This window comes from Mycoplasmoides genitalium G37, from assembly GCF_000027325.1.
GTDB lineage: Bacteria > Bacillota_I > Bacilli_A > Mycoplasmatales > Mycoplasmoidaceae > Mycoplasmoides > Mycoplasmoides genitalium.
Map to the genome: position 1 here is coordinate 539,632 of NC_000908.2, position 13,922 is coordinate 553,553.

Annotated in this window: 15 protein-coding genes and 1 pseudogene; 5 read left to right on the top strand and 11 right to left on the bottom strand. The window is 28.0% G+C overall.

Going from position 1 to position 13,922, the window contains the following annotated elements; genetic code table 4:
* Window position 1 precedes the first annotated feature (1 nt).
* Genes tsf through MG_RS02595 form a run of 5 tightly spaced genes read left to right on the top strand, consistent with a single transcriptional unit; the run spans window position 2 to window position 4,526 of the window.
* Window positions 2-898 (top strand): translation elongation factor Ts, encoded by an 897-nt coding sequence (gene tsf / locus MG_RS02575; RefSeq protein WP_009885600.1) that lies wholly within the window; start codon window positions 2-4, stop codon window positions 896-898.
* On the top strand, window positions 879-1,610 hold the full coding sequence (pyrH, locus tag MG_RS02580; protein ID WP_009885599.1) for a UMP kinase: 732 nt from the start codon (window positions 879-881) through the stop codon (window positions 1,608-1,610). Before tsf ends, pyrH begins: the two co-directional genes overlap by 20 nt.
* A complete protein-coding gene (frr, locus tag MG_RS02585; RefSeq protein WP_010869481.1) occupies window positions 1,610-2,161 on the top strand; it encodes a ribosome recycling factor in 552 nt (183 codons plus the stop codon). Before pyrH ends, frr begins: the two co-directional genes overlap by 1 nt.
* Window positions 2,162-3,355 carry a phosphatidate cytidylyltransferase gene (locus tag MG_RS02590; RefSeq protein WP_009885597.1) on the top strand — a complete coding sequence of 398 codons (1,194 nt, stop codon included), beginning with the start codon at window positions 2,162-2,164 and terminating at the stop codon, window positions 3,353-3,355. It abuts the gene before it with no gap.
* 19 nt (window positions 3,356-3,374) lie between these two features.
* Window positions 3,375-4,526: a restriction endonuclease subunit S gene (locus MG_RS02595; protein ID WP_009885596.1), complete on the top strand. Its 1,152-nt coding sequence runs from the start codon at window positions 3,375-3,377 to the stop codon at window positions 4,524-4,526.
* 404 nt (window positions 4,527-4,930) lie between these two features.
* Here the strand turns inward: MG_RS02595 and MG_RS02600 are convergent, their stop codons facing one another.
* The 11 genes and pseudogenes from MG_RS02600 to ytpR all read right to left on the bottom strand — a co-directional run bounded on the left by MG_RS02600 (window position 4,931) and on the right by ytpR (window position 13,917).
* Window positions 4,931-5,749, bottom strand: coding sequence for a lipoprotein (locus tag MG_RS02600; RefSeq protein WP_009885595.1), 819 nt, complete (start codon window positions 5,747-5,749; stop codon window positions 4,931-4,933).
* Window positions 5,749-6,525: a lipoprotein gene (locus MG_RS02605; protein ID WP_009885594.1), complete on the bottom strand. Its 777-nt coding sequence runs from the start codon at window positions 6,523-6,525 to the stop codon at window positions 5,749-5,751. The genes MG_RS02600 and MG_RS02605 overlap by 1 nt, the downstream gene beginning before the upstream one ends.
* A 142-nt stretch (window positions 6,526-6,667) precedes the next feature.
* On the bottom strand, window positions 6,668-7,078 hold the full coding sequence (locus tag MG_RS02610) for a DUF5426 family protein (protein WP_009885592.1): 411 nt from the start codon (window positions 7,076-7,078) through the stop codon (window positions 6,668-6,670).
* Window positions 7,079-7,248: 170 nt separating this feature from the next.
* A complete protein-coding gene (gene ylqF / locus MG_RS02615) occupies window positions 7,249-8,016 on the bottom strand; it encodes a ribosome biogenesis GTPase YlqF (RefSeq protein WP_009885591.1) in 768 nt (255 codons plus the stop codon).
* 16 nt (window positions 8,017-8,032) lie between these two features.
* On the bottom strand, window positions 8,033-9,220 hold the full coding sequence (locus MG_RS02620; protein ID WP_010869483.1) for a YitT family protein: 1,188 nt from the start codon (window positions 9,218-9,220) through the stop codon (window positions 8,033-8,035).
* Between the two features lie 15 nt (window positions 9,221-9,235).
* Window positions 9,236-9,595: a 50S ribosomal protein L19 gene (gene rplS / locus MG_RS02625; RefSeq protein WP_010869484.1), complete on the bottom strand. Its 360-nt coding sequence runs from the start codon at window positions 9,593-9,595 to the stop codon at window positions 9,236-9,238.
* The gene (gene trmD, locus MG_RS02630) at window positions 9,579-10,274 is read right to left on the bottom strand and encodes a tRNA (guanosine(37)-N1)-methyltransferase TrmD (protein ID WP_010869485.1); all 696 of its coding nucleotides are present in this window, start codon (window positions 10,272-10,274) and stop codon (window positions 9,579-9,581) included. The genes rplS and trmD overlap by 17 nt, the downstream gene beginning before the upstream one ends.
* Window positions 10,274-10,561, bottom strand: a complete 288-nt coding sequence (rpsP, locus tag MG_RS02635) for a 30S ribosomal protein S16 (RefSeq protein ID WP_009885588.1) — start codon at window positions 10,559-10,561, stop codon at window positions 10,274-10,276. Before rpsP ends, trmD begins: the two co-directional genes overlap by 1 nt.
* A gap of 610 nt (window positions 10,562-11,171) precedes the next feature.
* Complete coding sequence (locus tag MG_RS02640) at window positions 11,172-12,815, bottom strand: MATE family efflux transporter (RefSeq protein ID WP_010869486.1); 1,644 nt, start codon at window positions 12,813-12,815, stop codon at window positions 11,172-11,174.
* Window positions 12,816-13,268 carry a peptide-methionine (R)-S-oxide reductase MsrB gene (gene msrB / locus MG_RS02645; protein WP_009885587.1) on the bottom strand — a complete coding sequence of 151 codons (453 nt, stop codon included), beginning with the start codon at window positions 13,266-13,268 and terminating at the stop codon, window positions 12,816-12,818.
* A pseudogene (ytpR, locus tag MG_RS02650) lies at window positions 13,232-13,917 on the bottom strand (YtpR family tRNA-binding protein). The gene msrB and the pseudogene ytpR overlap by 37 nt, the downstream one beginning before the upstream one ends.
* Between the last annotated feature and the right edge of the window lie 5 nt (window positions 13,918-13,922).

The following is a 13,922-nucleotide window of genomic DNA, read 5'->3' on the forward strand; positions in this document are numbered from 1 at the left end:
AATGGCAACGAAAATAGAGCTAATAAAAGAATTGCGTAAATCAACACAAGCAAGTGTTATGGATTGTAAACAAGCTTTGGAAAAAAATAATGATGATTTTGAGAAAGCTGTTAAGTGATTAAGAGAAAATGGCATTGTTAAATCAACCAAAAAATTAAATAAGGTTGCAAGTGAAGGAATTATTGTTTTAAAAAGCAATTTACACAAGGCAATTATGGTTGAGATAAACTCACAAACTGATTTTGTAGCCAAAAATCAAGAGTTAAAAGAATTTTCAGATTTAATGCTTGAAAAAATATTTGAAAAAGTAAATCCAAAAACAGAATTAGTTGAAATTGAAAAAATTCAAATTAATAATGATGAAAAAGTTAGTGAAAAACTAGCATTAATTGCTTCTAAAACTGATGAGAAAATAGTACTTAGAAGAGTAGTTGTATTTGAAACTAAAACTAATCAAATTTTCACCTATTTACATGCCAATAAAAGAATTGGGGTAATTATTGAGATTCAAGGAAAACTCAACGAAGATGATGGTAAGCATTTAGCAATGCATATTGCTGCTAATTCACCACAATTTATTGATCAAAGTGATGTTAATCAAACATGACTTCAAAATGAAAGAAATATTATCCGTTCCCAAGCAGAATTAGAGGTTAAAGAAAATCCTAAAAAAGCAATTTTTTTAGAAAAAACTATTGAAGGTAGAGTTAACAAATTACTAATTGATACCTGCTTAATTAACCAAAAATACTTAATTGATGAAACTAAAACAATTGGTCAATTTTTAAAAGAAAAACAAGCTAAGGTTCTTAAATTTATTAGGTATGAAGTGGGAGAGGGGATTATAAAGGAAACTGTTGATTTTGTTAGTGAAGTAAATGCACAAATCAAACAATAAAATCCGCCAAAGAATAATCATTAAACTTAGTGGTGCTGGGCTAACCAAAGAAAATTCTCAACCCTTTTCTAATGATTTTTTTGAAACTATTATTAATCAATTAAAAGTTTTAAAAGAAAGCTATCAAGTAGGAATTGTTATTGGTGGGGGTAACATTATCAGAGGTAATAATTGCCAAGAATTTAACATTGCTGAATACCATGGTCATCAACTTGGTATTATAGCAACAGTAGTTAATGGCTATTTTTTAAAAGCAAAGTTAGATGCACATAATTTGAAAAGTGCTTTACTAAGTGCAATTAGTTGTCCTAGTTTAGCAGTGCAAATTCTTTCACAGCAAACTATTGATAAAGCTTTTGAAGAGAATGACTTTGTCATTTTTTCAGGTGGCACTGGTAATCCTTATTTTTCCACTGACACTGCATTAGCTTTAAGAGCAGTGCAAACAAAAGCAGTTGCTATTCTGATTGGAAAAAATGGTGTTGATGGTGTTTATACAGCTGATCCTAAAAAAGATAAAAATGCAACCTTTTTACCAACACTCAACTATGACCATGCCATTAAAAATGATTTGAAAATTATGGATATTACTGCTTTTACTATGTGTAAGGAAAATAATCTGAAAATAATTATTTTTAACATTAATGCTGAGAATGCATTATTAGATGCATTAAACAAAAAAGGTCGCTTTACTATAATTGAAAATAACTAATGACAAAAGCACATTACATTGATTTTTTTAAACAAGCAGCTGATAAAAAAATTCAATGATTAAAAGAAGAGTTAACAAAGATTAGAACAGGTAGGCCAAATCCTAAAATCTTTGATAATCTTTTGATTGAAAGTTATGGACAAAAAATGCCTTTAATATCTTTAGCTCAAGTGACTATTAATCCGCCAAGAGAAATAATCATAAAACCATTTGATCCTAAGAGTAATACTAATGCTATTTACAGTGAAATTCAGCGGGCAAACATTGGTGTTCAACCAGTTATTGATGGTGAAAAAATTCGTGTTAATTTTCCCCAAATTACTCAAGAAACTCGCTTAGAAAATATTAAGCACGTTAAAAAAATAATAGAGCAAATTTATCAAGAACTGAGGGTTGTAAGAAGAGATGCATTACAAATGATTAAAAAAGATAATCACAATGAGGATTTAGAAAACTCTTTAAAAGCTGAAATAGAAAAAATTAACAAAAATTATTCTAATCAATTAGAAGAGATTCAAAAAGACAAAGAAAAAGAATTGCTAACAATTTAAATGAATGAAAAAGCAAAACAATTCATCAAAAAGCGAACTTCAGTATTCATTGCTTTATTAGTTGTATTTTGCTTTTTTCTTTTAATTAGCGCATTTGCTGATGGTTTTAACTTTTGATCACCGTGATCAGCAGATTTCAATTCAAGAACATTAAAAGTAGAACAAGCAAGTGGTGTTACTAGTGTTATTAGTACTGAGATTAATGAAAACTTTAAAGCTGTTCGTTTCAGCTTTAGCATAATCATTATTTTAATTGTTGGGGTAATTGGTTCTCTGATGATTTGAGAGTTGTTCACAAACATACTAAAAAATAAACCAAAACTAAGCTTAAGTTTAACGTTGTTAAATGCTGGAATAATTATTTTTGGGATGATTGGTACTTTTGTTGTTGTTTATTTTTACAAATGAAATGCAACTGTTAATGGTATTTGAACATTAAGTTTTACTCTTTCTGTGGTTTTACTTTGAATAATTTACATTGCTTGCATGAGTAAAACAAGAATTAAGTTTAGCTTACAACTTTCATATAGCTTAGGAGCTATTGCTTGCTTTATTGCTAGCATAGGTACTATTTACTTTTCTGTTATCAGGGGTTGAACTACAATCTTTTTATTGATGAGTTTAGCAGTCAGTGTTGATACATTTTCTTTTCTTTTTGGAAAGCGCTTTGGTAAAAATCCTTTAATTAAAATTTCACCATCAAAAACATGAGAAGGAGCTTTTTTTGGCATCATTAGCACCATTGTTGTTGTTGCTTTACTTTGTGTTTTATATTCAATTCCTTTCTTTGTAGCAAAGCCTACTTTTAATCAAACAAATGGAATAGCGCTCAATACACCCCAAAATTATGATAGCCATAATCTTATTACCAATATTTTTTTAATTGCCTTTATCTCTGGAGGAAGTAGTTTTTATATCTACTGGTGGGTAAGCACTTTAGCTTTAATTTTTACAGGATCTGTTTTTGCAATAGGCGGTGATCTTTTTTTTAGTTATATTAAACGCTTAATTAGTATCAAAGATTTTTCTAAGGTTTTAGGTAAACATGGGGGAGTTTTAGATCGATTTGATTCAAGTTCTTTTTTAATTAGTTTCTTCTTTGTTTATCATTTAATAGCAGGAACCATTTCCAACCAAAGGTTGTTGATGGAACCTAATACTTATTTCAGTGCAATCACTAGTATTCAAAGCTAGTATTTAGAATTAATAAAGTATGACTCCAAAACTAAAGCTAAATAACAACATAAACTGAACCAAAAGAACAATTGATTCTTTGTTTGATTTAAAAAAAGGTGAAATGCTTGAAAAAGAGTTAATTACACCTGAGGGAAAATATGAATATTTTAACGGTGGTGTAAAAAATTCAGGAAGAACTGACAAGTTCAATACTTTTAAGAACACTATTAGTGTAATTGTTGGTGGATCTTGTGGTTATGTAAGGCTAGCTGATAAAAATTTCTTTTGTGGTCAAAGTAATTGCACATTAAATTTGTTAGATCCGCTTGAACTTGATCTTAAATTTGCTTACTATGCTTTGAAATCACAACAAGAAAGAATAGAGGCTTTAGCTTTTGGGACCACGATTCAAAACATTAGAATTTCAGATTTAAAAGAATTGGAAATTCCTTTCACATCAAATAAGAATGAACAGCATGCTATTGCAAATACTTTAAGTGTTTTTGATGAGAGACTAGAAAACTTAGCTTCTTTAATTGAGATTAACAGGAAACTAAGAGATGAATATGCTCACAAACTCTTTAGCTTAGATGAAGCTTTTCTAAGTCATTGAAAACTAGAAGCATTACAAAGCCAAATGCATGAAATTACTTTAGGGGAAATATTTAATTTCAAAAGTGGTAAATATCTAAAGAGCGAGGAGAGATTAGAAGAAGGGAAATTTCCTTATTATGGAGCGGGAATTGATAACACTGGTTTTGTAGCTGAACCTAATACTGAAAAAGACACAATTTCTATTATTTCTAATGGTTATTCACTAGGTAACATCAGGTATCATGAAATTCCTTGGTTTAATGGCACAGGTAGCATTGCATTAGAACCCATGAATAATGAAATCTATGTACCATTCTTTTACTGTGCTTTAAAGTATTTGCAAAAAGATATTAAAGAAAGAATGAAAAGTGATGATTCACCTTTTTTATCCTTAAAACTAGCAGGTGAAATTAAAGTGCCTTATGTTAAGTCATTTCAACTGCAAAGAAAGGCAGGAAAAATCGTCTTTTTGTTAGATCAAAAATTAGACCAATATAAAAAAGAACTAAGTTCTTTAACAGTGATTCGTGACACTTTGTTAAAAAAATTATTCCCCGATATGACTGAAAGAACTAAATCTATTAAGGATTATTAATCAAAAACTTAATTCTTTCTTTCTAAAATTACTTTAATATCTCTTTTCTTGCAAAATTAGATAATCTTTTCACACCAATTGAATAACCTGATTCAAAATATCCACCATTATTTTGATAGATAAAATTAACAAATACAAAAATTTACTTTCTTTATTTTTAATTTATCGATAAACAGTTCTTACAGCGCCAATATTAGTAACACTTTTTTTGGTTTAGCATTTACTTAATTTTTAGTTTCTTTAACAAATTGAATTGTTATAAAAATGCGATTATTTTCTTGGATTTTAACTGCTTAACTTTTTTTATTTTGATATAAAGTTAACTAATAGAAAAGTATTTATCTTCTTTAGTTTTAAGATCAAAATATATCAGGTTTTATTTTTAAAAAAATTAAAAAATCTTATTAAAGCAATGTGTAATAAAAAAACGGTAAAAGATCGATTGACTTTCCCTTAAAAGTTCTTGTTCTAATTTTCTTCACTTGTTCATTTGTTGAAAGTAATAAATTCAACTTTTCATGAGAAGTACTCATGTCAATTTTGATATCAAAAGGAAAGTTAATTGAAGCAGGTATACTACTAAAAGTACTTTCACTTACCCTCCTATTATCTGTTGGAGGAGTATAAGTAAAGATAACATCACCATCAAAATTAGCTTTATCACCAGTAAAATCACTTTCACTTACACCACTTGTACTAGCTAAAAAGGATTTGATTAATGAAGTACTAGTATTGTCACTACCAACTATACCAGTCATTTTTAAGTGAATTTGAACTTTAAAATCTAAGTTATTTTTTCAACTGTATTGAAAATTAACTACCTTTTGACTTTTAACTCCTAAAACTAAGGCGATTTGACCACTTATACCTGGATAAGTTTCATCAAAATATAAACCTTTTGCACTGATGTTAGGAGTAACATCTTCCTTTGATTTATTAACTCCAAATGCTTTAGCAAATCTGCTATAATCAAGTGGTTTTTCTAATAGTTGATAATCTAATAAAGTTGTTTTTCAACTGGCAAATACAGTATTAATTACCTCTTCCTTATCAGAACTATAACCCTTTTTTAAAAAAGTAACAGCATTATTTTTTGAAAGTTCTATATTGTTTCTCTGAAAATAAGCTTGTGCTTTTTCTAAACCAGGATCAGTTGATGAACAGGCTACAGATAAAGTACTAAGTGAAATTAATGGTAATAAAAAGATCTTTCTGAGTTTCATTACAAAATGGAATAAAGCACATATGGTAAAAGATCGATAGTTTGATCTTGGAAGTTTTGATCAGCTAATTGACCTACAAAATTACTTTGTAATAACTTTTGCATCAATTCATCTTTACCAATAATTTGTAACCTTAAATTGGTATTAAAATTAATTTTTCTCAATAGAGTATCAAAACTAGATTTGGAAAATAAATTACTGGAAGGTGGAGTATAAGTAAAAATTAAATCAGCTGAAATAGAATTTTTATCTTTTATATCACTATCACTTAATCCTATTTGACTCAAATATGATTTTGCTTGAGCACTGTCAAAAGTTCCAGTAGCTTGTAACCTTATTTGGACTTTGAAATCACGAGAACTGTTATAGTAAAAACTAAAATCTGTAACTGTTTGACTACTCAATTTAATTACATTATTAATAATACTTGCAACATTTTGCGTGTATCTTTCAACTAAACGTAAGCCTTTAACACCAGTGCTCGGTTCAACATCTTCCTTACTCTTACCACTGCCAAATGCTTTTACAAATCTACTTGGGTCTTGTTTTTCAAGAATCTTTTCGTCTTGCAAACTAAATCTTCAAGCATCTAATAGAACGTTTGTAGCACTTTTTGAATCCACTTCAAAACTATCTCTTAGTGAAGTAACTAACTCTTTCTTGTCTTGATTTAATTCACTATTTTTACTGAAACTATTTCTAAGTTGGTTTAAACTGGAAAAATTTGTTCCACTGCTTAAGTTAGAGCATGCTGTAATTAAAGAACCTAATACCATTAAAGAAGAAATGATGCCAGCTTTTGTTCAAAATTGTTTTTTTTAACATTGTTTAAGTTAACAGATTTTCTTATTTGTAATTTTTTGATCATTAATAGAGGTAAACTTCAACAACAATCATTTAGAAGTTTTGTTTCTATTTTTATCAATTAACAAATAGAAGGTTTCTATACTTAAAAAAACAAAAATAATCACTTAATTTTGAATTAATAACTTCTTGTTCTTGCAAGCCTAGATTATTGACATGAAACAGTTTTACTGCTTGAAAAGTTTCATTGGAAATCGATTCTCTACTTAATCTAATTCCAAGATTTTGAATTTGTGTTTTTATAAAAAAATGAATATTAGCAATTAAGTTTCAAACTATTTCTGTTTTTTGAAAAAGTCTAACTAAAAGATATAAAGAAGTCTGATTAAACAAAAAATGCTTAAATCTTTTTCCAAAGTTTCTAAATAAAACTAATATTATTTTTAAACAAAAAAGAAACAGTACAAAAAATGCAAATACTGATGCTTTTAAACTAAATTTAGATCTAAGAAAACTAACACTCATTGCGTTTTAAGCAAACTAAAAACAACAATTAAGAATGATTTTTCAAAAGTTGCAACTATAATTTTAAAACTTTTATTGATTTCTTTTGTATTAAAAACATTTGCACAACTTACTCTAAATTAATATCTTTTTACTAATAATAAGAGATTTTTTTAAAACTAATGGAATTACTAATTAAGTTCATAACTTAATTTGCCATATTTCCCATTAATAAGTTCATTAATAAAAATTTCACATGCTAAGTTAGTGTTTAGTTCATTAGCTTTCTTAATTAAGCCTCTCACTTTAGCAAATTTTTCCAAAAAGTTAATAAAGCTATCCGCTTCAAATGGTAAAAGCTGTTTGTAATGTTTCTTAAGATAATTAAAAGCAAACATTCCCACTTCTTCTATATTAACTACTTCTCTTCTAATAACATTAGTCAAAACTAGTTTATATCCAATTTGAATTTCATCAATTCTTTTCAAAAAAACTCCTGGGGTATCACTTAATAATAATTCAGGGCTAATTTGAATCCAATTTAATGATTTAGTAATACCAGCGCGGTTAGCTACTTTTAAGTGATTTTTATTTATCAAAAGGTTAATTAAACTAGATTTACCTACATTGGGCATGCCAATAACTGCTAATCTAAATTGTTTGATTAATAAGCCTTTTGCTTTTAATTGTTGTCTTTTATTTGCAAATAAAGTTGTTAATGTCTTTAGAACTTTTTTTTTGAGTTTAAAAGGTTCTTTTAATGAACCAAATAAGATCTTTTTATTTGGTTTGTATTGTGCTAAATCTGTCTTTAATGCCAGTATTAATTTTGGTTTATTTAAAAAATAACTAATTATTTCTGAATTATGAGTTAAAGTTGGTGCTCTAGCATCTACTATCTCAATGATGCCATCAATTTGACTAGATAACTTTTTTAATTGATCATGGATCTTTTTCATGTGACCCGGGAACCAATTAATTTTGGCGGAGGTATATGTGTCCATCTATTCCCCTGATTCTTGTAATAGATACCAAACAATCCTTGTCAATTTGTCTAATAATCTTAATTAAATGGGGAATTTCTACATACATGGAAACAGAAACTATCATCTTCTTTTTGAGTAAAGAATAACCACCAAGCGTTTCTTGAATAGATAAACTGTGATTAGCATTATCACTTAACAATGCTTTTCTAACTTCTTCAAGCTTATCAGTAAATACTTTAATTTCAGCAAAATTATAACGAGGGAAAAGATAACTAACTACTGTTCCTGTTAACAAAATTGAAAAAAAAGTTGCAATTAAATTAGGTGAGAAAAATAAACTAACTTCCCAAGCAGAATCACGATAATTATTGACATCTTGCAACAATAAACTACCAGCAACAAAAGAACCAATTAGAATAGCAATAATCAGAATAAAACTATTTACATAAAAAAGAATTGATCCTACTGATCTATTTTTCTTACGAGCATAATATTGGGTTAAGAAGTCCGCTCCCCCAGCAGAACCACCTAGTATGTAAAGTAATGAAACTGATATGCCATTATAAAAACCATAAATAGCTGCATAAATAAATGTGGAAATAATTACATTACCTTGGGAAGTATCACTTCATAAAAAAGGGACAAAACCGGCACTTTGATTTAAATCTTTCGCTGCTTTTCAAAAGTTAGTATCTGTTATAGAAGCTAACATTGGTGGTAAATTATCAGAACCTGGAATAATACTGATTAAAAAACCAAATACGTTAGATGCAACAACAAAATGGGTTGAAAGAATAGTAAAGTTTTTACCTATTTTTTTATAAGAAAAAATAATTAAAGGGATGTTGATAAAGACATATAAAAGCCAGTAAAGGATGTTAAAAATTAATAATCTTTGAGTTTCATCAAAACTTTTTAACAAAACAAACACTAATCTAGCAAAACCTTGAGTTAAAGAACTAATTCCAAAGCTATATAAACCTGTTTTTTGAATAAAAATAAGTAAAAGAAAAGCATTAATAATTGATAGTAAGTAAACTAATACATACTTTAATGGTTTTTTAGCCTCATAAAGATTGCTAAACATCAAAAAAGAGTTAGAAATCCTTACGCGTTTAGAACCAGATGCGACTGTTATCTTTGATTCTTTTTTAAATAAGTTGTTAAAAAATTTCATTTGTAACAAACTTTTTTAAGACTTTTTTTCTTTAATTTTTGCTGACTTACCAGATCTTTCACGCATATAAGAGATGTATGCTCTTCTTACTTTACCCCTGCGTTTTACTTCTATGTCTATATTAGGGTTGTGGATTTGAAAGTTTTTTTCAATAGGAATTCCATCAGTGGTTTTTCTTACCATGAAAGTTTCGCTAATCCCTCTTCCCCTTCTTCTTAAAACAGTTCCAGTGAAGTTTTGAACTCGAACTTTTTCTTTTTCACGTAACTTAATAGCAACATTAACTTCATCTCCTGCTCCAAATTCAGGAACATATTCCTTTAACTGTTTTTGTTCTACTGCATCAATTAATGCTTGTTTATTTATTTTTTTCATTTTTATTTTCTAAGTATTTTTTGTATAAATCAGGTCTGTATTTTGCAGTTTTTAAGATTTGCTGTTCTTTACGAAATGATTCAATCTTTTGGTGATCTCCTGAAAGTAAAACTTCAGGAACTTTATCGCCTTTTAAATCGTATGGCCTTGTATAAACAGGAAAATCTAATAGATTATCATTGAATGATTCACAAATAAGACTCTGATCATTAATAACTCCTTTAATTAATCTAACAGTAGCATCAATAACACTTAGTGCTACAAGTTCCCCACCACTTAAAACAAAATCACCTAAAGAAACAATTTGATCAATATATTTATAAATTCTTTGATCAAAACCTTCATAGTGACCAGATAACAAAATTAAGTGTTCGTATTTTGTAAGTTTTTTAGCACAATTCTGAGAAAATTGTTCACCTTCTGGGGAGAGTAAAACTACATGAGAATTTGGGGCTTTATAAAAATTTAAACAATTAATAATAGGTTCAGCTTTTAAAACCATGCCACTTCCTCCACCATAAGCCATATCATCCACAGTTTTATGTTTATCATTGCAAAAATTTCTTCAATTTACTACTTCAAATTGAACTAAATTTGCTTTTTGAGCTTGTAACATAATAGAACTATTTAAGTAAGGCCAAATAGTGTTTTCAAAAAGTGTTAAAACAGTGATTTTCACTACTTTTTAGGACTTGTTTCTTTCTTATTTTTACTTTCAATAAATTTCTTCCACAAACCAGATTCACTAAATAAAGAACGGACTGTATCAGTTGGAATTGCCCCTTTATTAAGTCAATCTAAGGCAACAGTTTCATCTAATTTACACTTATTTTCCTTTAAAGCTGGATTTAGATGTCCAATTAAAGCGATATACTTTCCATTACGCTTTACTCGCGAATCAACCGCTACTATTCTATAAAGCGGATAGTGTACTCTTCCCATCCGCATCAATCTTATTTTGACCAATGATTTTTTTCTTAATAAAGCGGCTAATTATAACTTTTTAAAGTTCTATTTTATCTATGCTTAAGAATAACTTAATCAGCTATTTTTTATTCGTCTAGTTAATAAATTTAATCATCCAATAAGGCCCGATTTTCATTTTGCATGTCATCTGCAAACTCATTATTTTTTTAGATAAATAAGTTCTTATCTTTATATCTAACAAAGTCTTAATTATTTTCTGTTGTTTAGCATATTATTTTAAGGCGTTAAACTTGTTTTCAGAATTAATGATGAAATAGTTGTTTTGCTATTCACAATAGCAAAACTTAAATTTGAATTATGTTTTTGTTTATTAATCTGTTCAATATGTTCTTCTCAAATTAACCTATATTTTTATCGGTTAATTCTTTTTTAATTTCATATAAGTAGATTAATGTAGTTCCACTATTAACAAATTTTTGTTTATTTTTAAGGAATTCCAATAGTTTTTGTCACTTTCATTTGGGAGGAGAGATTTACCATTTTTAATTGAATTAATTACAAAATTTTTTTTAACAAATAATTAGTTGTTTAATAATCGAAATTATTAATTAGTTTTTTTAGCATTCATACTGTAATTGGATTTTTCTAATTATGAGTACTTTTCAATAAATTTGACCAACTTATTTTGTGGTGGATTAGCGAAATATTTATCCATAAACAGATTAGTGTGAATTTGACCAAAAGCAATATTAATTAAACCTGCTAAGGCAGCATTTGCAGTTAACAATCAAATAAAAACTTCAATGTTATTTGTTTGAAGTGTTATTGCTTGAAAAATAAAAAGTAAAGGAATAAATACAAACAATCCGTGTGTTAAAGAGACAATTCAAGAATAAAGCACTCTGTTAGTATTTTGAAAATATTGTTGACTATTAGCGCCTGTGGCTACAAAGAAAACTTGTGCTTGCACTATTAATGAAAAGTAATTTGCTAAATCCAAATTTTGATCTGAAACATCAAAAAAACTAGATAAGATCTGTTTTCCAAAAGCAACTGCTGTTAACAAATAGATTAAACTACCGAACGATATACAGATAATAACTGTATAAATGTTAATTTTTTTAATTTCATCATATTTTTTTTGTCCAAACTTATATGATGAAACTGTTCTAACTCCTTGTAATAAACCAAAAATAGCTGCTGAAGCTAAATTACTAATAGCAATAGGTCCAGTTAAAAGTGTCAGATAAAAAACATCATTTTTATCAGTAGTTGCTTTTGTCAAATTAACCAAAAAACTCTCATAAAATGTAGTAACAATAGAAAGTGATCCATTTCTAAAAAAGGATGCCATTCCTATTAATGAAACTACAACTAGTAGATTAAAGTCAATTTTGTTTAATTTAATAGTTTTAAAAGTTAAATAAGTAAGATTTCTTTTGTTTAAATAAATTAGATAAATAATATAAGCTAAAAAATTAATTAAGTATCCTAGTATTCCAGCCACAGCTGATCCTATTACTCCTAAAGAAGAATATCTAACTAATAAAAAAACTATTAATATGTTAATCAAATTAGCAATAGGCGGAACAATTGCAATAAAAAGTTGTCTTCCCTCTGATTGTGCTAAATAAAAAAACAACCTTGAAAGCATAGGAATGATGTTAAGACCAATCAAAATATAAACATATTCAGATGCTACATCAATAGCCTTTTTGTTAAAAAACTGTTGGAAGCTATTAGCTTGAAAATTTTGTTCAAAACTTGATTGATCAAGATTATAATGCAACCATTCTTTTGCAAAAGATAAAACCAAAAATTGGGTAATTAGTCCAAATACAGTTGTTGATATTAATCCGGTATTTCAAGCTTCCTGAATTTTATTTTGATCATTTCTACCAATTGCTTTAGAAAAAATAACTCCAGTTCCTAGAGGAATAAAAATATTAATGGCGTTTAACAAAACAATCAAAGGTTGACTAATATTTAAAACAGTTTTAATAAATTGTTTAATATTAAGTCCAGAGCTTAAAAAACTATCACTTTTATAAAAAGCAGAATTTTTAAATTCATCAATTAAACTCTGATCAGTAAAAATAGAATCAGGATTAAGTTCACTTCTAGGAACAAACTTAATCACCATGATTTGATCTATAAATACATAAGCAGCACTAAAAAGTGCAAAGAAAAAAGTTGGAACAGTAAATCTAAGAATAGTTAGAAAAAGCTGTTTTGATTCAAAAACATTTTTAATTAGGAGTTGTTTTTCAAAACGATCCCTTTTACTGTTCACTTATTTATTTTTAAAAAGATGGATGTAATCCTTGTATCCTAATTTTTCCATCTCTTCAAAAGGAATAAATTTTAAAGCTGCAGAATTAATACAATAGCGCAATCCACCTAATTCACTCGGTCCATCATTAAAAACATGTCCCAAGTGGCTATCACTGTTTTTAGCACGAACTTCAGTTCTTATCATTCCGTGAGATTCATCACGGTAGTTAGCAATTAAATTTTTATCAATGGGTTTTGAAAAAGCAGGTCAACCACAACCAGATTTAAATTTATCAGTTGAAATAAAAAGTGGTTCACCAGATGTTATATCAACATAAATTCCCTTTTCAAAATTGCGGTTATATTCATTAATGTAAGGTGGCTCAGTGTGAGCATTTTGCGTTACATCAAACTGGAGTTTGGTTAAAGTACGTTTTAGCTCAGCTTCACTCTTTTTTTGGTATTTACTCATTTGGAATGTTGTTTATTTAAATATACATCAATAAATGGTTTTCCTACTTTGATCTTAGGATTAATCTCAATTATACCCTCATTTTTCTGTTTTAAATTAAGTTCTTTTTCAGAACATAACATGCCAACTGAATCAAAACCAGCTATTTTAGTTTTTTTGATAACTGTACCGCTAGGTAACACTCCACCTACTTGTACTAAAACTGTTTTCATACCAACTCTAACATTATTAGCTCCACAAACAATATCCAAGCTTTTTGTCAAACCAGTGTTAACTTTACACCTTTTTAGATGGGTGTTTGCAATAGGAATAACTGAAACAACTTCACAAACAACAAAAGGAACTTTATTTGCTAATGAAATAAGATCATAACCTAAAAGCTCACTTATTCTTTTCATTATTTTTAATGAAGGATAGTTTAGACCTTCATTAAAGCGGTGTGATAAAAAAACTTCTTAAAACTTTTTTTGATATTAAAAAAGTTAAAACCAGTAATTCTATTTGCATCATTAACAAAAAAACTTCAGTCTTTGTCATTTTGTTGGCGTAAAGTTGTTTCACTTCTACTTCCTATGATGCCAAACATACAGTTTTTTAATGTTTCTTTACGATAAAAGATAGAAACAAAATCTTTAGATATATCAAACATAAAAG